The organism is Paraburkholderia sp. ZP32-5 (assembly GCF_021390495.1).
GTDB lineage: Bacteria > Pseudomonadota > Gammaproteobacteria > Burkholderiales > Burkholderiaceae > Paraburkholderia.
This window is the reverse complement of record NZ_JAJEJP010000002.1, coordinates 2,039,278-2,057,727: the sequence shown is the minus strand read 5'-3', so window position 1 is coordinate 2,057,727 and position 18,450 is coordinate 2,039,278. Positions and strand designations below refer to the sequence as shown.

Below are 18,450 nucleotides of genomic sequence, written 5' to 3'. Positions count from 1 at the left end.
TTTTGGAAATGACTCATGAAGCCGGGAAATAATCTGCTTGGGAAACGACGCGCTCGCAAAATCGCGGTGACGGCCGTTGCGGTGCTGGTTGCGGCGGTGCTCGCGTGGGGCGTCTGGTATTTCCAGCAGCGTGGGCCGCATGCGCCCGCGCTGACCGGCGTCGCGAGCCAGATGCGGCACGACGCGTCCGCGTGGACGCATCAGGAGAAAGACGCCTCCACGATGCTGCGCGACGTACGCGACGCGAACGTCGCGGCGATCGGTGTGAGTCCCAGTGCGATTCTCGTGTCGCTGCGTGATGGCTCGAAGTACTTCGTCACCGATCACGACGCGACGTTCTCGCACGCATTGCTGCTCGGCGAACCGCGCGCCGGCGAGGCGGCCGGCTATCAGCTCGTGTGGCTGCCCGACGTCGATATCCACACCGGCGGCGCGCGCTGGACCCGGCTATTCGACGAGTTGCGCGACGGCTTGAGCCTGTTGCTGCCGCTCGTGCTGATCGGCGGCATGGCGTGGTTCATGCGGCGCGAGATGAAGGGCGGCGCGACGCTGCTCAGCGAAACGCCGACGCTGCGTTTCGACGACGTGATCGGCGCGAACGAAGCGAAGGCCGCGCTCGCCGACATTCGCGGCTATCTGTCCGATCCGAAGCAGTTTTCGGCGATCGGCGTGCGCGCGCCCTGCGGCATTCTGATGGTCGGCGCGCCGGGTGTCGGCAAGACGCGGCTCGCGCAGGCGCTGGCCGGTGAATGCGGCGCGAACTTCATTTCGATCACCGGCAGCTATTTCAGCGCGAAGTACTACGGCGTCGGCATCCAGAAGGTCCGGCATCTGTTCGAGCTTGCGCGCAAGAATGCACCGACGGTCATTTTCATCGACGAAGCCGACGGCCTCGCGAAACGTACCGATACCGGCGGCGGCCCGGTCGAAGCCGAAAGCAATCGCATCATCAATCAACTGCTCGCGGAGATGGACGGCTTCGAATCGAACGAAGGCGTGATCGTCGTGGCCGCAACCAATCACCCGGACAACCTCGACGAAGCGTTGCGCCGCCCTGGCCGTTTCGATCGGACGGTGCAGGTGCGTCTGCCCGATCGCGAAGACCGCGCGAAGATTTTCCGCTTCTACGCGCAGAAGCTGAAGTCGAAAGCCGCCGATATCGACTACGACCAACTCGCGCGTTTGACGACCGGACTGTCGCCGGCCACGGTCGCGATGGTCGTCAATCAGGCGGGGCTCATCGCGCGCAAGGCGGGCGATACCGAAATCGCCGCGAAGCACTTCATGGAAGCGATCAAGGTTGCGCGCATCGGCGACGTCAGCGGCGCGGAGCGCGCGCTGACCGAGGACGAGCGCAAGCGCATCGCGGTGCATGAAGCAGGACACGGCCTGGTGGCCGCGCTGCTCAACACCGGCGTGCTGGAGGAAGTGACGATTCTGCCGCGCGGCGGCGCGTTGGGTGTCGCGCTGATCACGAAGGCGCAGGACAAGCATCTGTATCGCGAGACGGAGATCCGCAACGAAATCCAGGTGCTGCTCGGTGGGCGCAACGCGGAAATCCTCGTGTTCTCGGAGGCATCTTCGGGCGCGGCGTCGGATTTGCAGGAAGCGTCGCGCATCAGTCTCGACATGGTGTCGAAGTTCGGCTTCAATCGCGATGGCAGTCTGTTCAGCCTCGCTGCATTGCCGTCACAGTATGCGGGTCTGCAAATGAAGAGCGCGATCGAGCACGCGAACGTGCTGCTGAAGGAACTCAACGAACTTTGCTATGGGCTGCTGCACGAGTACGAGCCAGTGTTGCGCGCGATCGCGGATCAATTGCTGGAGCACGAAACCGTTGCGGGCGAGACGGTTTATCGGCTGATTGGCGAGCATAAGAGCACGCTGAAGATCGTTCACGAACCTGCTGCGGCCTGACGCCTGATTGCCTGCCTTCGGGCCTTTTGCGCGGCATTAACTCACACTCACGCGCTGCGGGGGCGGCGGCGCGCTCATCGCATCACTACATCGCGCGGTGCGTCGATTCAATTCTTCGCGGCACCGCGCAATCCCTCAGCACTGAATCTTTACGCAAAATCCGATGGCCCGGGTTTGGGCACGCCCGGCCGCGCATCCGCGTCGCCTAACGGATCATTGCTCGTCTGACCGGGTTGTTTCGTGTCTGGCGGAATGTCTTCGCCTTTTTTCGGCAAAGGCTGATCGAGGCCTGGTTCGACAGGAGTGGGAATTGCATCGCCAATGGGCTTCGAGACCTCGGTGGGCGGGCTGCCGGGGTCTTCATCGGCCTCGCGATCATGCTCGTTCGGGGAATTGGCCGTGTTCGACACAATGCTCTCCAGTTGATGAAGATGAATCAGAAAGGAGCAATGCGTGTGCCACGCTTATCTGGTGGGCGTTTGCGGCGCGATTCCCGATCAGGACGAATGTGCGGCGAACAGCGTTTGCAAGACGCCCGATTTCCAGATCATCTGCGCGGCGGCGCCCAGCACGAATAGCAGCACCAGCGCGCGAAACGCCGCGGGCGGCAGACGGTCGCGCAGCGGCCGCGCGAGCAGGATGCCGACGATGACGGGCACGCTCGCGGCCGCTGAAATCGCCAGATCGGTCCAGCTTGCATGCGCGCCGCCGCTGAACGCGGCGACCAGCGTGATGATCGACACGACCAGAATGATCGCGATCTGCTTCGTGAACGCCTTGCCGGTCGCGCCCGTCGCGATCAGATACATCGCGAGTAGCGGGCCGGGCACCGACGCAATGCTTTCCATCAGCGCGGCGCCAAATCCGAGCGCGAGACCGGCGGGCTTTGCCCATGCCGGCGACAGCGTAAGCCGCGGCGCGGCGAGCAGCAGTAGCGCGGCGACCATCAACAAGATCCCGGCGGCGGCCAGCGCGCGATGCGGCGCAAGCGAGATCAACACCATCACACCGACGATATTGCCGGCTACCGTGCCGATCAGCGGCGCGGCGATGCGCTTCATCGTCGGCAGCAACTCGCCGCCTTCGAGCGCCTGCGGAATGTTGCCGAGGATGATCGGCATCGACAGCAATAGCACGGCCGCCTTGATCGGCAGAAAGTGGCTCAGAATCGGCATCGCGACGAGCGGCACGCCGATGCTGACCACACCCTTGACCATCCCGCCGAGCAGCAGCGCGACGACAATGCCGATGAGCGCGTAGAGATCGAGCGCTTGCAGGCTGGAGCCCAGCACGCCGCTCGCGAAAGTGAAATGAAACATCGTGGAAATCCGCGAATGAGGTGCGCGGCTCGAAGCGGAGGCCGCGCGTGGTCTGTTTTTATCGTGTGGCTGAGTCCGGGTCCGCGGATCGCGCGGAGTTGGAAGCGGCCGGTTAGGTGAGGCCGCATGATACCGCGCCTGGGCGGCGGAGGCAGTGGAGAGGGCGCGAAGGGGGAGAAGGTTAAAGGCGAGGGCGCGCTGCCAGAAGTCTGTCCCACGTGGAGGGCGGTATGGGTATATAGGTCGCGTCGTCGTCGCCATCTCCTACGGCGAACAGTACGGTCTCGCCTTCGTAGCTGCTCCACAAAATGGTCGGGACAGGCGTGGCGAACGTGTGCTGAGCGACGAGTTGTCCGCTGTTTGCGTTGAATAAACGTCCAACGTATTTCGAGTTTCCGCCTGGCACCCAGTTCAGCAAGCAACGTTGTGCGATATACAGGCCGTCAGGGGATTTTGAACTCTGGCATTCGGTACCGGGTGGCGTGTGGTTAAACGCGAGAAAATAGAATATGCCGATCGTTATCGCGATTGGAGCGGTGTGTTTGAGCTTGAATTTCATAGATGTAGCTTGATACCTGGAACAACGCGAACAAAGCGCCGATCGGAGTAAATGATGAAGTCTCCGCCCCGTTGATGTCTGATTGCCCACTGCCGGAAGTCGCTGTTGTGGATGGGATAGTAAACATTGCCTCTGATGGCCGGATCGCCAACGGTGACTGGTGACTCCGTGTAGGGGATATAGCGGGAAGTAGCCGCAACGAAGTCAAGCGGAATAGTGATAACTCCGTTGCGGCTCCAGTGTCCAAGATACTGTGAACGCTCGCCCTGCCTGTCCGTGAAAGTGTAATTGTCTTTCACGTAAACCCATATTCCAGTGATCTCGACTGTCGATCTCCGTGACATTGGATCGTAGGAGAAAAGAGCGGAGCCGATGGCGGCGTATAAATTAAACGAACCGAGCGCGCCTGTCAGATCATCAGGTGCGCCCGAATGCTCCCAACTCGTTGTCAGCATAAGTTTTAATTTTTGAGAAAATTCGCCATCAACCGGTACATGCTGAAAATGAAATTGCTCGTGGAGGGAGGCGATATCGTTGCCACAGATCTCGGCCGTTGAAAAATCCACCACTTTGTTCGCATAGATCTTTAGCTTTTCGGCCAATATTCTTCGGGCGGCTGGGGTTCGAATCGCATCCTTTGTCAGACGGTCAAATTGTTTCCTGGCTCGCGAAAATCGTAACACCCAATCCAACGTAATCGTGTTTGTGTCATACATGTCGGACGGATAGCGCATGCCATCCTGGTTGACTTCTGCGCGCTCGTCGGCGTCGCGGGGGGAATAGTTGAATTTTCCCGCAAACCACCTCTCCATCAATTTCGCGGACATAGGCATCTTCAATTTCCGCATCGCTGCCGGAATTTCCTGAATATCGAATGGCGGAATCGTTTTGACCTTTTCCGGCTTCTCAATGGCCGCGGGCTTCGGTGCCTTTGGAGATTCAGGCGCATTAAGCCATTCGTGGAAGCGCGCATATAACAGCAATATATCCAGCAGGCCGCTTCCGGTGCCCGATTTCGGCTTTGGGGTTGCTGATGTCTGTTTCGAGATGATCTCCGTCGCCTGTGGCTTTTCCTGCAATGGTGGCGGTGGTTTTTCCATCGAAAGCGCGGTTTCGCGGACCACTACGCAACCCTCGTCTTCATCACGAAGTGACCACATGCGGAGAGTTTTATTGACCTTGAAATAGGGAATCCTGTTGTTGTGATTCATATCATCTGCGTGAGTCCGAAGAGATCGCAGCATAGACGAGGATATCGAAAGATCGGTTAGAACCGTCTTAAATTCAGCAAATTCCTAACGATGTAAAGGGCGGCCGACCGGTCATGGGCTAAGCCGGCAATCCGTCTGTTCATCAGGCGGTCTTCCGTCGTTCGGGCACACGGGTGGCGGGAGCGGCGCTAGCGCCTGCGGCGATAAAGGCTGGACCGGAACACGCCGGCGATGATGCAGCGAACTGCGACGGAAAGCGGCGAAAAGGCATACAAACATCGTACGGTGAAAAAAACGAAAAAAAACGCATCGCGCGACTGGCGAATCATTTTCGCATCGCCGGCTCCGCTCTTTACCGCACCCCCCGATTGCGACACGCGAAAAGCCGCAAAACTTGCCGCGTAATGGCCACATATTCAGCGCGCGAGAATTCAGCATTACCACTTGCCGACATCTGTATTTCAGATCGCCGTTGTGCATGCAAGCATTAAAGGCCACTTGTCAGCGCCGCAAGAGCGCGCATACGACCCGGCCGGGAACGATTTATTCTTCCGACGTTCGCAGCGCATAGGGCCGCTTCCGCGTGGCCCTTCCTGTCACGGCGTGCGACCCGCACGCATTCATCGAGAAGCCGAATGGAAACCCGTCGTGGACGCTCGGTCGAAGTCGATTTCTTCCGTGGTGTCGTGCTGATCGTCATCGTGCTCGATCACATTCCCGGCAGTACGCTGTCGCATCTGATGCTTCACGCGTACGCGTTGTGCGATTCCGCCGAAGTGTTCGTCTTTCTCGGCGGCTATGCATCGGCGGCGGCCTATACGGCGGTGCTCGCGCATCGCGGCGAGAGCGCGGCGACGATGCGCTTTATCAAACGTTGCTGGGAAATCTATCGCGCGTACCTGCTGACGGCCGTGCTGACGCTGGTGTCGGGCGCGACGCTTGCGATGCTGAATCTGAATCATCCGATGGTCGAACTGACGGGCTGGCCGCCGTTCGCGCTGCAACCGTGGCGCGAGGCGTTCGATATCGCGCTGTTGCGCCGGCAACCTTATCTGTCGAGCGTGTTGCCGATGTATGTGATCTTCGCGCTATTCGTGCCGATTGCGGTGCCGCTCGCACGCCGCTCGGCAGCGCTCGCGGTTGGCGTCAGCGTCGCGATCTGGGCGGCCGCGGTGCCGCTTGCCGCGTTATTCAGCATTGACGATGTCGCCGACTGGGCTTTTAATCCGTTTGCATGGCAATTGATGTTTGTGTTCGGCGTCGTGTGCCGCGTGCAGCCGATCAGCGAACGCTTTCATGCCAGCCAGACCGCGCAGTGGTTCACGCGCGCCGCCGTGATCGCGGTGTTCGCATTCGCGATCGTCAAACTTTTCGTGCTGACCGACCCTTTGCCGGGCGCGCACAAACAGAATCTTGCCGTGGAACGAGTGATCAACTTTATCGTCATCGCGTGGCTTGCCGGCCAGTTCGTGCGGATGGGCAGCATCGCGTGGCTCGCGCGGCGGCTGCCGGCGATCGTGACGGTCGGGCGTACCGGGCTCGTGTGCTTCGTCACCGGCACGCTGGTGTCGTTGATCGTCGATACCGCGACGCCCCATACGTTCCACGGTTTTCGCGGCGTACTGGTCGGACTCGGCGGCGATCTCGCCGCGATCGGCGCGCTGCTGATGATCGCGCGCGGCTGGAGCGGCTGGAAAGGTCAGCATCACAGCGCGCAAGCCAACGGCGCGGGTTACGGATGACGCGGCGTGCGCGCCGCGTTTGCCATGCTGATATTTCGCGCATGATGCAGGTGATGCGTCTGATGCGCGGGTTCGTCGGTGTTGCGACGATCGTCAGCGTCGCGGCGCTCGCGTGGCTTGCGATGCATCGCACGGCCGCGGTAGCGAAGGAAGCGCCGCTCGACATGCACTGCACGCAGTTTGCAGGCGCGGTGCTGGAGCCCGAACTGATCGCGCTGCCGACGGCCGGCGCGCAGATCGAAAGCGCGGTGATGGTCGGCGCGACCGCGCCCGGCAATCAGCAGGGCGGCGAGTATTGCCGCATCACGGGCCGCATCAAGGCGCTCGAACCGGGCACGCCCGATATCCGCTTCGATCTGAATCTGCCGCGCCGCTGGAATGGCCGCGCGTTGCAGATCGGCGGTGGCGGTTACAACGGCGTCGTCGTCAGCGGTCTCGGCGTGATGCCGTTTTCACCGGACCGCGCGCCGCTCGCGCAAGGCTACGTGACTTTCGGCGACGATTCCGGACATGTCGGCGATTCGTCGCTCGCGGTGTTCGGTCTCGTCGACGAAGCCGTCACGAACTTCGGCTACGCGCATCTGAAGAAAACCCATGACGTGGCGCTCGCGTTGATCGCGCGCGCGTACGGCCGGCCGCCGCAGCGCATGTACTTTGCCGGCGGCTCGACCGGTGGGCGGGAAGGCTACACGGTGATGCAGCGCTTTCCCGGCGATTACGACGGCGTGATTGCCAATTCGCCGGCGCTCAATTTCTCCGGCGTGCGGCTGATCGGCGTGGCGATCGGTCAAGCCGAATATGGCAAGCCTGGCGGCTTCGTGCCGCCGGTGCTGCTTGAGCGCATCTATCAGCGCACGCTTGCGCTATGCGACCGGCTCGACGGCGCGGCGGACGGCATCGTCAGCGACGTGGCCGCGTGCCGCGCGCACGAGGCGGAAATCATCGCGTCGTTGCGCTGTTCGGCGCGGCTTTCGCCACACAACGAGTGCCTGACCGACACGCAACTCGCGACGCTGCTGCTGATGCGCGACGGTCTGTCGTTGCCATACCGGCTCGCATCGGACATAGGCGGCTACCACGGCTACAACGTGTTTCAGGGCACGCATCTGACCGGCATGCTGGGTCTCGCGCATCAGCCGCAACGTCTGCCGGCGCCGACCTTCTATGCGAACGGTTATCTGTTCACGCAAGGCGACGGCTATGTCCGCTATTTCGTCGCGCGTGATGCGAACTTTGATTCGATGTCGTTCGATCCACAACGGCCCGGCAAATATCGCGCGCAGCTGATCGCGCTGTCGCACACGATCGGCGCGATGAATCCCGACCTGTCGCGTTATATCGCGCGCGGCGGCAAAGTGATTACCGTGCAGGGTCTCGCCGACGAAGTGATCAGCCCGAACCAGACGATCGCGTATCACGACGCACTGGTCGAGCGCTTCGGCGCGCAGACCGTCGATAGCTTCATGCGTCTTTATATGGTGCCGGGGTTTCAGCACGGGAGCGGCGTGTTCATTCCGTCGGTCGATTTGCTTGGCGCGCTCGATAACTGGGTGACGCGCGGTGTTGCACCGGAGACGCTGATCGCCACCGATATCGCGCGAGAAACCAACGGACGCTCCCGGCCGCTGTGCCGCTATCCGGGCTTCCCACGTTATGTCGGCAAGGGCAATCTGAATCTGGCGAGCAGTTTCGTGTGCGCGCAACCGTGACATGCACGCGATGACCGCGCGGGCAGTGGCGCTTCGGGCAGGACCGCCGCTTGCGCGCCGTTCCGGAAAGTAACAACGAAAATCACAACTCAACGCGGCACAATGGCGGGCCCCGCCGTTTCTTCCGGCTGCACGCTTTCGCACTTTCCATTACATTGCGGATGCGGCGCGCGCGGGCGCGCCTTTTCCTTTCATTCAACAGCGGTGTCTGCCATCGTCGAGTCCATGCAGCCAATCGTCTCGGTCACGAATCTGTCGAAAATCTATGCCAGTGGTTTTCATGCACTGAAGAACATCAATCTGGCGATCAATCCCGGCGAAATTTTCGCATTGCTCGGCCCGAACGGCGCCGGCAAGACCACGCTCATCAGCATCATCTGCGGCATCGTCAACGCAAGCGAAGGCAGCGTGACGGTGGACGGCCACGACATCGCGACCGACTATCGCGCGGCGCGCTCGCTGATCGGTCTCGTGCCGCAGGAGCTGACCACCGATGCGTTCGAAACCGTCTGGGCCACCGTGTCGTTCAGCCGTGGCCTGTTCGGCAAGCCGAAGAACCCGGCCTATATCGAGAAGGTATTGCGCGACCTGTCGCTCTGGGAGAAACGCAACAACAAGATCATGACGTTGTCAGGCGGCATGAAGCGGCGCGTGCTGATCGCGAAGGCGCTGTCGCACGAACCGCGCGTGCTGTTTCTCGACGAGCCGACCGCCGGTGTCGACGTCGAGCTGCGGCGCGATATGTGGAAGCTGGTGCGCTCGCTGACCGGCAGCGGCGTGACGGTGATTCTCACCACGCACTACATCGACGAAGCCGAGGAGATGGCCGATCGCATCGGCGTGATCAATGCCGGCGAGATCATGCTGATCGAAGAGAAGACCGAGCTGATGCGCAAGCTCGGCAAGAAACAGTTGACGTTGCAACTGGAGAACCCGCTCGACGCGTTGCCGGCGTCGCTCGCCGGTTACTCGCTCGCGCTGTCGAAGGGCGGCAACGAACTGATCTACACGTATGAAGGCGAGGGCGGCCGCACCGACATCATCGCGCTGCTCGAAGCGCTCGATGCCGCCGGCATCCGCTTCAAGGACCTGCACACGACGCAGAGTTCGCTCGAGGATATTTTCGTCAGCCTGCTCCGGGGGGATCAATGAACATCTACGCAATGCGCGCGATCTACAAGTTCGAAATGGCGCGCACGTGGCGCACGCTGATGCAAAGCATCATCGCGCCGGTGATTTCCACGTCGCTGTATTTCGTCGTGTTCGGCTCGGCGATCGGCTCGCGCATCAAGGAGGTGGACGGCATCAGCTACGGCGCGTTCATCGTGCCGGGGCTCATCATGCTGTCGTTGCTATCGCAAAGTATTGCGAACGCGTCGTTCGGCATCTACTTTCCGCGCTTTACCGGCACGATCTACGAGCTGCTGTCGGCGCCGGTGTCGTATCTGGAGATCGTCGTCAGCTATGTCGGCGCGGCGGCCACCAAGTCGATCCTGCTCGGGCTGATCATCCTCGCGACTGCGGGGCTGTTCGTACCGTTGCAGATCATGCATCCGTTCTGGATGGTGCTGTTTCTCGTGCTGACGGCGGTCACGTTCAGTCTTCTCGGCTTCATCATCGGGATCTGGGCGGATAGCTTCGAGAAGCTGCAACTGGTGCCGCTATTGATCGTCACGCCGCTGACCTTTCTCGGCGGCAGCTTCTATTCGGTCAACATGCTGCCGCCGTTCTGGCGCGGCGTCACGCTGTTCAATCCGATCGTCTACCTGGTCAGCGGTTTTCGCTGGAGCTTCTTCGAACTCGGCGACGTGGCGGTGGGGCTCAGCCTCGGCATGACGCTGCTGTTTCTGCTGGTGTTTCTGGTGATCGTCGGCTGGATCTTCCGGACCGGGTATCGGCTGAAGAGCTGACGGTTCGAAGGCAAACAGAAAAGGGCGTGACGGCCTACACCGTCACGCCCTTTTCTCACACACGCTCAACCCACATTCAAGCCGAGCGACTCAAACTACGACAAATACGCCTGCGCAACATTGATCAACTGTACGCGATTGCGCACGTTGAACAACTGTCGCAGCCGCCGCAGATGATAGTCGACGTTATGCGGCGACAGCCCGAGGAAATACGCGATTTCCTTGTCCCGCTGCCCCTGCACGACCGCTTTCAGCACCGCATGCTGCAGCTTGCTCAGTGCCACGCGCTGCTGCTGCGCGGGCGCGATGCCGATCACGCTTTTCGCGTGGGTCCAGATGAACTCGTGAATCGCGTGCGCGAACATCAGCGTTTCCGCGACGATCGATTCGGTCATCCAGCGCGGGTTGCCGATCTCCGAGTTGAAGCACAGGCTTGCGCTCACCTCCGGCTCGGGCAGCGGCATCTGCGTCAGAATCCCGCTCTTGCGGCCGGTAGCCTCCAGCATGTCGATCAGGCCGCCGAGCCGTTCGCTGCGCAGTTGCGCGCGCGGCAGCTCGGCGCGCATGTCGATGGTGTTCCACAGAAACGGCATGCCGGTCGGCGACGCAAGCGCGACGCGCGGATCGAGCTCGAAATAACGCTCGCGGAAATAGCGCGTGAGCCAGGTCTGCGACTCGTAACTGGTCAGCACGAACATCGTCTTGTGATGCGACGACGTGCGCGTGGCCGTGTAGCTGAACGAGTCGAAGCCCAGTTGCCTGATGCGCTGACGCACGAATTCCATGCGGTCCTGCGCGCTGCCGAACCGTCCGAGCGGACTGATCAACGGCGCGGCTCGACGCGCCGCTGGCGACGGCGTGCCAATTTCCTCCTCGGTGAAGAGCGTGAGAAAACCCGTGCGCGCGGCACCGCTCGCGGCGCGGGAAGACGGTTTCGATGCTTCAGCCGTGTGGGCTGACTTCATGGCGTGCCGCAGGCTGGCCGTGTAGGCCGGAGGTGCGGATGCCACTGGTGGGTATGCTGCCGACGCGTGCCCGGCTTCGCCTTGCGGCGAGCCGGCCAACCACTGCGGCAGCGTATCGCATTCATGTTCCATGAAACGGTAGCTCCGGCGTTCTAAACGCGTGAAAGACGACAACCTCAATGATTAGCGATTTCGTGAAATGACGGTAGCCGGTTCCTTGCTATCATTTTTGCGATCTTGCGCTGACTCTTGCGCTGACAGCGGGCCGGCAAAACCGGTACGGCGGAGTTTCTTCTTTCATAGGGCACCTCCTTCGAAGGGACGTGATGGCACGAATTCCAAAGCTCACAACGACGCTCGCGTACGACCGTTACATGGCCGGCCAGCGACTCGTGTCGAGCGTGGAAACGCGAGTGGCGGCACCTCGTGCTGCGCTCGTATCTCGAACCGGCGCGGCAGGAACTGCTCGAAGCGCCCGGCTTGCGGGACTTCACACTGATGACGCTCGCGAGCGGCGCCGAGCATCTCGAACGCAATCTGAACGGCCGCTGGGAAAGCGCCGACCTGCGCGTGAACGACCTGTGGTTCGTGCCGCCCGCGCCGATCTCATGGCGCTGGCAATCGATCAGCGATGAGCCGCTGTCGACCGTTCACGTGCACATCGAGCGCGCGTTGCTCGACAGCGTCGCGCAACAGATGGGGCTGGATGCGTCGCGCGAACTGTCGCTCGGCGACGCGATGCACTTTCGCGATCCGGCCGATTCGCGTCTGTATGTCGATACGCTGGTTCATGCGCTCGCCGCGCATCTGCTGCAGCACTATTCGCGCGGCAGCGAGGCACAGCGCGCGGAGTCCGCGCGGCCCGAGCGGCTGGTGCCGCGCCGGATTCGCCGGGTAATCGATTACATCCGCGCCCATCTCGCCGACGATCTGGCGATTGCCGAACTGGCCACGCAGGCCGGGCTCAGCAGCTTTCATTTTGCGCGGGTGTTTCGCCGCGAGACCGGCGAGACACCGCATCAGTTCGTTACGCGACTGCGGCTCGAAGAAGCGGCGAGACAGTTGCGCGCGACGGATCAAACGGTACTGCAAATTGCGCTAGGGGTTGGGTTCGAGAGTGCCAGTCATTTCTCCGTGCAGTTCAAGCGTGGCTATGGCGTGACGCCGCTTGCTTACCGGTTGCGCGCTTAGTGGCCACGCTTGGTGGTCACAGTTAGTGGCCGCGGCGTGCATCCATAGGTAGTCCCCGCGGTGAGTACCCGCAAGTTAATACCAATATCGCAGCCGGGCCGCCGCGCGCGATCATGCTCGCGAAGGCTCGGACGATCAGCCGAAGCTTCCCGCGCGACGCGCCGCGCAGCCGCTATTCAGCGGGAATCACGCACTTGCGCAGTGTGCTGTGCATTGCGCGGCTTGCAAACTACGAACTTTCGTGGCGGCGCGCGGCGCAAGCTGGCATGGCTCACCGCGCGAGTCTTGGCAGACGGCCCGAAGACGCCCGCGGCAATGTGGTCTAACTGGCCTGACCGGTGCGCGGACAACTGTATCTGTCGAAGCCTTGCATCGGACGACAGAATGGCGCTCGCAATCCTTCGCCCCGCCACGTTTGACCGACCCTCCTTCTACCCGACACAGCGGATATCCAGTGATGACCCGACTCAAAATGACGGCCTGCGGCCACACCTTTATCGCCGAAACCCATCCCGATGCGCCGCGGACGGTGGCCGCGTTCCTGAAGCTGCTGCCGTATCGCCAGAAGCTGATTCACGTGCGCTGGAGCGGCGAGGGCTGCTGGGTTCCGCTCGGCGAATTCAAGCTCGAGGACGACGGTGTCGCGGTCGGCTTCGAGAATCACACGAGCCATCCCTCGGTCGGCGACATCCTGTTCTATCCCGGCGGCTATAGCGAGACCGAGATCATCCTCGCGTACGGCTCGTGCTGTTTCGCGAGCAAGCTGGGGCAGCTCGCGGGTAATCATTTCCTGACGATCGTCGAAGGCAAGGAGAAACTGCGCGAGCTGGGTGTCAAGGTGCTGTGGGAAGGCGCGCAGGACGTGGTGTTCGAGAAGATCTGAGCGGCGGCGAGTCACATGAATCACATGACAACAGTGCGCCAATGAAAAAGAGGCCGCGAATCGCGACCTCCTGCAACGTACGTGGTCCGGCGCGTCCTACCGCTCATGCGGAAGGGCGCGCTATTTCATTTGAACAGCTTCATTGCCTGCGACAGCGTATTGAACACGCCCCACACAAGCGGAATCATCACATAGAGCCAGAACACGACGAGCTTCGCCTTGTTGGTCGGATGCGCGGTTTGAACGGTCGACATGTTGATCTCCTCAAGCGCCCTTGGCGACTTGTGCGTCGGTCATGTGGTGTTTGTCATCCACGCGCTTGACCAGCAGGTTGCAGATAAAGCCGATCACGAGCAGCACGGCCATGATGTGCACGGTCATCGTGTACGCATCCGCTTTGGCGACGCCGTTCGCGACTTCATACGCGCGGATGTAGTTGACCAGCACCGGACCGGCGACGCCGGCCGCGGCCCACGCGGTCAACAGACGCCCGTGAATGCCGCCGACGAAGGCCGTACCGAACATGTCGGCGAGATAGGCCGGCACCGTCGCGAAGCCGCCGCCGTACATCGACAGGATGATGCAGTAGGTCAGCACGAAGAGCGCGATCTGGCCGCTCGCCGCGAAGGTCGGTACCAGGTAATAGAGCACCGCGCCGAGCACGAAGAAGATGGCGTAGGTATTCTTGCGGCCGATCCAGTCCGACGCCGACGACCACACGAAACGTCCACCCATGTTGAACAGCGATAGCAAGCCGACGAAGCCGGCCGCCGCGCCCGCCGTTACCGTGTTCTTGAAGCTCTCCTGGATCATCACCGAGGCCTGGCCGAGCACGCCGATGCCGGCCGTCACGTTCAGGAACAGCACGAGCCAGATCAGATAGAACTGCGGGGTCTTCAGCGCCTGATCGATATGCACGTGGTTTTGCGTGATCATGCGATGCGTCGCGGCTTCGGGCGGAGTCCAGCCGGCCGGCTTCCAGTCCGCCGGCGGCACGCGGATGGCGAGCGCGCCGATCGTCATCGAGATGAAATAGACGATGCCGAGCACGATGAACGTTTCGGCGACGCCGACGCTCGTGGCGCTATGGAAGTGGTTCATCAGCGCGACCGACAACGGCGCGGCGATCATCGCGCCGCCGCCGAAGCCCATGATCGCCATGCCGGTCGCCATGCCGCGGCGGTCCGGGAACCAGCGGATCAGCGTCGACACCGGCGACACATAGCCGAGGCCAAGCCCGATCCCGCCGATCACGCCATAGCCGAGATACAGCAGCACGATCTGATGCAGATACACGCCGAGCGCGGACACCAGAAAGCCGCCGCCGAAACAGCACGCGGCGGTAAACATCGTGCGGCGCGGGCCGACGTGTTCGAGCCATTTGCCGGCGAATGCCGCCGACAAACCGAGGAACACGATCGCGAGCGAGAAGATCCAGCCGAGAGTGGTCAGCGACCAGTCATCGGGTGCGGACTGCGTAATGCCGATCACTTTCGTGAGCGGTCCGTTGAATACCGAGAATGCATACGCCTGGCCGATGCACAGATGCACGGCGAGCGCGGCGGGGGGCACCATCCAGCGTGAAAAGCCCGGTTGCGCGACGGTGGCCTGTTTGGAAAAGAACGGGGCGGAATTTCGCTGGCCGCCCGGCTCGCTAATGCTGCTCATGGTCAGTCTCCTTGAAGGAACCTTTCTGTTATCGGCGCTTGAATACGCTTTTTGCAGGCGGCGTAGTGTAACAAGTACAGATAATCGCGCCGTTTCTATATGTTTTTATATTTCATATGACCCGTACTTATCCACCGGAACTTCCACCTGGCACGACAATAGGACGTGTCAGATCGCTTCGCAATATGAGCTGCGACGACATAAGGTGTGTTCCTAATGAAACGGAGATGTCAACTCGGCCATTGCGCAAATCGTGGGAAACAGGCTTTCAGGGGAGCGGCGAACGTGACGGAGGAGAGGGGTTGGCCGTGGGTCGCAAAGCCGCATGCGATAACAAAACCAGCAAACAATAGACCTGAATGAGCAGGCAAAACGACGCGTCGCGAAGCGGGTCGCTAAAGCGGATGGCTGAAAAAGACGGGCCGGCGCGGCCGTGTTCGCCGCGCCGGCCCGTTGTGTTGCCAACGGAATTGCCCGTAGAGATCAGTCGATGTTGCGGCCGGTCTTCATGCGCGCCGCGACGAGCACCGAAATCAGGCAGCCGATTGCCAGATAGGCCGCTACCGGATGCCACGAGCCGCCGGCAAAACTGACCAGCGCGACCGCGATAAACGGCGTGAAACCGCCGCCGACCACGCTCGCCACCTGGTAGCCGACGCCCGCGCCGCTATAGCGATACTCGGTACCGAACAGTTCGGTGAACATCGGCTGCTGCACGCTGACCACCATGTCGTGCGCGATGTTCGCGAGCAATACCGCGAAGATCACGATCCACACGGTCGCGCGCGCTTCGAGCGCGACGAAGAACGGCACCGCGCTCAACATACCGACCAGCGCGCCGACGATGTACACACGGCGGCGGCCGAAGCGATCGGCGAGCCATGCGAAGCACGGAATCGTCACGCAGCTGATGGCACCGACGACCAGACCGATGGTCAGGAAGAATTCGCGCGGCATGTGCAGGTTCGTCGTCGAATAGCTCAACGCGAACGCGGTGACGATATACATCGTGAACAGCTCGGCGAGGCGCAGCGCGATGATCAGCAGAAACGCCTTCGGATGACGCAGCAGGGCTTCGACGATCGGCAGACGCACGCGATGCTCGCCATGCTTGCCGACCTTCTCGACGAACTCCTGCGATTCTTCCATGCTCGAGCGGATCCACAGCGCGATCAGCACCAGCACGACGCTGAACACGAACGGCAGACGCCAGCCCCAGCTGAGGAAGGCGGCGTTGTCCATCGAGCGGCTGATCAGCGCGACGAGCCCGGTCGACAGCACGAGGCCGACGCCATAGCCGACCTGCACGCCGCTGCTATAGAACGCCTTCTTCTTTTCCGGCGCGCTTTCGACCGCCATCAGCGCCGCGCCGCCCCATTCGCCGCCGACCGCGAAGCCCTGGATCGCCCGCAACGTGACGAGCAGCACTGGCGCCAGCCAGCCGATCGTTGCAAACGACGGCAGCAGACCGATCGCGGCCGTCGACAGGCCCATCATCATCACGGTCAGCACGAGCATGCGCTTGCGGCCGAGCCGGTCGCCGTAGTGGCCGAACACGAAGCCGCCGAGCGGACGGAACAGGAAGCCGACGCCGAAGGTGGCGAACGCGGCGAGCGTGCCCATCGCCGGGCCGACGTTCGGGAAGAACTCGGCGTTGAACACGAGCGCGGCGACGATGCCGTACAGCAGAAAGTCATACCAGTCGACCACGGCGCCGATAAAGCTGCCGAGCGCCGCCTTGCGCGCCTGACTGCGCGCATTGCGGTGGGTGGCCGCGGAGGCCTGCGGGTGGGTGGTGCTCATCGTGTCTCCTCGTTTGGACGAAGCCGCGGCTTCGGCGCTTACTCCAGCCCCGTGCACGTATGCCGGGTTTTCAGGCTGTCGCGAGGGATTGCGCGGCGCCGGCGGGGCGCTCGACGCATTCATTACGCGGCAGGATGTCCGGAAGGTTAATGACGCGGCACGGATCTCACAATCCGCATCACGTCGAAAATGCGCGATCATCGCACGCCGCCGCGCGCATAGCGCGCGTTTTGAGCGTTTACACCGAGCGTCAGCGCGAGATGGAACCTCTAACCTCGCTGTCGCGTGCTAACGTGAAGTGATAGTCTTGAAAACAACATGCATTGATATACTACATACCGAATATTGAAAAATGCGGCGTCGCAGCATATGATTGAGAAATTCGCATCCTCAATCGTTCGGAGTTACACGTGGAATTTGTGCCTCTCGCGCTGTTTGCCGTCGCTGTTATGGTTTTGGGCTCTGCCGCCACCGTTCTGCTGACTGACTGGATTCCCGAGTCGGTCGCGGACTTTGCATCGCAACATGGCCGCTTCGTCGGTCTGGGCGAGCGCGGCAAAGCGGCGTTGGCGCGGAGTCGCGCACCTGTTCGAGCAGAGGCGATGAATGTCGTCAGAACTTCAAACTGAAGCAGTGGCCACTCCGCTGACCCTGTCCCTGCAGCCGATCGGCGCGAGCGCGAGCTTGCGCGACAAGGCGTATGCGATGCTGCGTCAGGCTATCGCCGACGCGGACATCTACCAGAATCGCGAAGAAATCCGTCTCGACGAGCGCGTGCTCAGCGAATCGCTGGGCGTGAGTCGCACGCCGGTGCGCGAAGCGATGACGCTGCTCGAGCAGGAAGGTTTCCTGCGCATGGTGCCGCGGCGCGGCATCTACATCGTGCGCAAGAGCAAGCGCGAAATCGTCGAAATGATCCAGATGTGGGCTGCGCTCGAAAGCATGGCCGCGCGGCTGGCCACGCTGCATGCGACGGACGAGGAAATTGGCCGGCTGCGCCATATGTTCGACAATTTCCGCGACACCACGCCGGCCGAACATATCGCCGAATATTCGGATGCGAATATTGCGTTTCATCAGGCGATCGTCGAGCTGTCGAAGTCGCAGATCATTCTCGACACGATCAAGAACATCTTCATCCACGTGCGCGCGATCCGGCGCATGACCATTTCGCAGAGCGACCGCGCGGCGCGTTCGATCGTCGATCATCTGCGCATCATCGAGGCGCTCGAGAAGCGCGATACCGAACTCGCTGAGCGGCTCACGCGCCAGCATTCGCTCGACCTCGCGACGTTCGTCGAAGCCAATTGCGATTTTCTCGATTGAGGGCGGCGTAGGCGTGTAGCCGGCTCAAACGATCCGGCGGATAGAGAAGTACAGACGTACGGAAGAAAGCCCGTGGTGTGCAGAAGCACCGCGGGCTTTTTTTTCGCGCATCGAATCCTGAACGACGCCGCGCGTGATGCCGTTTGGACCAAGGAAGCGACTGCGGATCAGACGACCCTACGGGATAAACCGCGCTTGACGCTCAAAAAAATATGGTATGTGATATATCAACAACGAAGGGCGGGCA

The 18,450-nt window shown here is 61.6% G+C and carries 16 protein-coding genes and 1 pseudogene; 9 read left to right on the top strand and 8 right to left on the bottom strand.

Annotated features, from left to right (window positions below; translation table 11 throughout):
- Positions 1–15 precede the first annotated feature (15 nt).
- Complete coding sequence (locus tag L0U82_RS27880; RefSeq protein ID WP_233836181.1) at positions 16–1,917, top strand: AAA family ATPase; 1,902 nt, start codon at positions 16–18, stop codon at positions 1,915–1,917.
- 149 nt (positions 1,918–2,066) lie between these two features.
- Here the strand turns inward: L0U82_RS27880 and L0U82_RS27875 are convergent, their stop codons facing one another.
- The 4 genes from L0U82_RS27875 to L0U82_RS27860 all read right to left on the bottom strand — a co-directional run bounded on the left by L0U82_RS27875 (position 2,067) and on the right by L0U82_RS27860 (position 5,006).
- The gene (locus L0U82_RS27875) at positions 2,067–2,327 is read right to left on the bottom strand and encodes a hypothetical protein (RefSeq protein ID WP_233836180.1); all 261 of its coding nucleotides are present in this window, start codon (positions 2,325–2,327) and stop codon (positions 2,067–2,069) included.
- Between the two features lie 87 nt (positions 2,328–2,414).
- Entirely contained in the window at positions 2,415–3,236 is an 822-nt protein-coding gene (locus tag L0U82_RS27870) for a sulfite exporter TauE/SafE family protein (RefSeq protein WP_233836179.1), read from the bottom strand.
- Positions 3,237–3,417: 181 nt separating this feature from the next.
- On the bottom strand, positions 3,418–3,795 hold the full coding sequence (locus L0U82_RS27865; protein ID WP_233836178.1) for a hypothetical protein: 378 nt from the start codon (positions 3,793–3,795) through the stop codon (positions 3,418–3,420).
- Positions 3,792–5,006: a DUF6402 family protein gene (locus tag L0U82_RS27860; RefSeq protein ID WP_233836177.1), complete on the bottom strand. Its 1,215-nt coding sequence runs from the start codon at positions 5,004–5,006 to the stop codon at positions 3,792–3,794. Before L0U82_RS27860 ends, L0U82_RS27865 begins: the two co-directional genes overlap by 4 nt.
- A 635-nt stretch (positions 5,007–5,641) precedes the next feature.
- Here L0U82_RS27860 and L0U82_RS27855 point away from each other — a divergent pair.
- The 4 genes from L0U82_RS27855 to L0U82_RS27840 all read left to right on the top strand — a co-directional run bounded on the left by L0U82_RS27855 (position 5,642) and on the right by L0U82_RS27840 (position 10,367).
- On the top strand, positions 5,642–6,748 hold the full coding sequence (locus L0U82_RS27855; RefSeq protein WP_233836176.1) for an OpgC domain-containing protein: 1,107 nt from the start codon (positions 5,642–5,644) through the stop codon (positions 6,746–6,748).
- A gap of 44 nt (positions 6,749–6,792) precedes the next feature.
- On the top strand, positions 6,793–8,457 hold the full coding sequence (locus L0U82_RS27850) for a tannase/feruloyl esterase family alpha/beta hydrolase (RefSeq protein WP_233837528.1): 1,665 nt from the start codon (positions 6,793–6,795) through the stop codon (positions 8,455–8,457).
- 225 nt (positions 8,458–8,682) lie between these two features.
- Positions 8,683–9,609 (top strand): ABC transporter ATP-binding protein, encoded by a 927-nt coding sequence (locus tag L0U82_RS27845; protein WP_233836175.1) that lies wholly within the window; start codon positions 8,683–8,685, stop codon positions 9,607–9,609.
- On the top strand, positions 9,606–10,367 hold the full coding sequence (locus L0U82_RS27840; RefSeq protein WP_233836174.1) for an ABC transporter permease: 762 nt from the start codon (positions 9,606–9,608) through the stop codon (positions 10,365–10,367). The genes L0U82_RS27845 and L0U82_RS27840 overlap by 4 nt, the downstream gene beginning before the upstream one ends.
- Positions 10,368–10,462: 95 nt before the next feature.
- Here L0U82_RS27840 and L0U82_RS27835 read toward each other — a convergent pair whose 3' ends face one another.
- Positions 10,463–11,464 carry a helix-turn-helix transcriptional regulator gene (locus L0U82_RS27835; protein ID WP_326489762.1) on the bottom strand — a complete coding sequence of 334 codons (1,002 nt, stop codon included), beginning with the start codon at positions 11,462–11,464 and terminating at the stop codon, positions 10,463–10,465.
- A 194-nt stretch (positions 11,465–11,658) separates the two neighbouring features.
- Here L0U82_RS27835 and L0U82_RS27830 point away from each other — a divergent pair.
- Positions 11,659–12,523 (top strand): annotated as a pseudogene (locus L0U82_RS27830) (helix-turn-helix domain-containing protein).
- Positions 12,524–12,980: 457 nt separating this feature from the next.
- Entirely contained in the window at positions 12,981–13,406 is a 426-nt protein-coding gene (locus L0U82_RS27825) for a DUF3830 family protein (protein WP_233836171.1), read from the top strand.
- 125 nt (positions 13,407–13,531) lie between these two features.
- On the opposite strand, the gene L0U82_RS27820 is transcribed toward L0U82_RS27825, so the two are convergent.
- The 3 genes from L0U82_RS27820 to shiA all read right to left on the bottom strand — a co-directional run bounded on the left by L0U82_RS27820 (position 13,532) and on the right by shiA (position 16,877).
- A complete protein-coding gene (locus tag L0U82_RS27820; RefSeq protein ID WP_233836169.1) occupies positions 13,532–13,660 on the bottom strand; it encodes an MFS transporter small subunit in 129 nt (42 codons plus the stop codon).
- A gap of 10 nt (positions 13,661–13,670) precedes the next feature.
- A complete protein-coding gene (locus L0U82_RS27815; protein ID WP_233836168.1) occupies positions 13,671–15,074 on the bottom strand; it encodes an L-lactate MFS transporter in 1,404 nt (467 codons plus the stop codon).
- Between the two features lie 483 nt (positions 15,075–15,557).
- Positions 15,558–16,877: a shikimate transporter gene (gene shiA / locus L0U82_RS27810; protein ID WP_233836167.1), complete on the bottom strand. Its 1,320-nt coding sequence runs from the start codon at positions 16,875–16,877 to the stop codon at positions 15,558–15,560.
- 410 nt (positions 16,878–17,287) lie between these two features.
- On the opposite strand from shiA, the gene L0U82_RS27805 reads away from it, so the two are divergent.
- Positions 17,288–17,506, top strand: a complete 219-nt coding sequence (locus tag L0U82_RS27805; protein WP_233836166.1) for a hypothetical protein — start codon at positions 17,288–17,290, stop codon at positions 17,504–17,506.
- Positions 17,484–18,203: a GntR family transcriptional regulator gene (locus L0U82_RS27800; protein ID WP_233836165.1), complete on the top strand. Its 720-nt coding sequence runs from the start codon at positions 17,484–17,486 to the stop codon at positions 18,201–18,203. Before L0U82_RS27805 ends, L0U82_RS27800 begins: the two co-directional genes overlap by 23 nt.
- Positions 18,204–18,450: the final 247 nt, after the last annotated feature.

Excerpts from the sequence above, each read along its gene's own strand:
- L0U82_RS27860 (WP_233836177.1), bottom strand. The coding sequence starts at position 5,006 with ATGAATCACAACAACAGGATTCCCTATTTCAAGGTCAATAAAACTCTC.
- L0U82_RS27825 (WP_233836171.1), top strand. The coding sequence starts at position 12,981 with ATGACCCGACTCAAAATGACGGCCTGCGGCCACACCTTTATCGCCGAA.
- L0U82_RS27835 (WP_326489762.1), bottom strand. The coding sequence starts at position 11,464 with ATGGAACATGAATGCGATACGCTGCCGCAGTGGTTGGCCGGCTCGCCG.
- L0U82_RS27800 (WP_233836165.1), top strand. The coding sequence starts at position 17,484 with ATGTCGTCAGAACTTCAAACTGAAGCAGTGGCCACTCCGCTGACCCTG.
- L0U82_RS27845 (WP_233836175.1), top strand. The coding sequence starts at position 8,683 with ATGCAGCCAATCGTCTCGGTCACGAATCTGTCGAAAATCTATGCCAGT.
- L0U82_RS27850 (WP_233837528.1), top strand. The coding sequence starts at position 6,793 with ATGCAGGTGATGCGTCTGATGCGCGGGTTCGTCGGTGTTGCGACGATC.
- L0U82_RS27870 (WP_233836179.1), bottom strand. The coding sequence starts at position 3,236 with ATGTTTCATTTCACTTTCGCGAGCGGCGTGCTGGGCTCCAGCCTGCAA.
- L0U82_RS27815 (WP_233836168.1), bottom strand. The coding sequence starts at position 15,074 with ATGAGCAGCATTAGCGAGCCGGGCGGCCAGCGAAATTCCGCCCCGTTC.
- shiA (WP_233836167.1), bottom strand. The coding sequence starts at position 16,877 with ATGAGCACCACCCACCCGCAGGCCTCCGCGGCCACCCACCGCAATGCG.
- L0U82_RS27880 (WP_233836181.1), top strand. The coding sequence starts at position 16 with ATGAAGCCGGGAAATAATCTGCTTGGGAAACGACGCGCTCGCAAAATC.
- L0U82_RS27820 (WP_233836169.1), bottom strand. The coding sequence starts at position 13,660 with ATGTCGACCGTTCAAACCGCGCATCCGACCAACAAGGCGAAGCTCGTC.
- L0U82_RS27865 (WP_233836178.1), bottom strand. The coding sequence starts at position 3,795 with ATGAAATTCAAGCTCAAACACACCGCTCCAATCGCGATAACGATCGGC.
- L0U82_RS27840 (WP_233836174.1), top strand. The coding sequence starts at position 9,606 with ATGAACATCTACGCAATGCGCGCGATCTACAAGTTCGAAATGGCGCGC.
- L0U82_RS27855 (WP_233836176.1), top strand. The coding sequence starts at position 5,642 with ATGGAAACCCGTCGTGGACGCTCGGTCGAAGTCGATTTCTTCCGTGGT.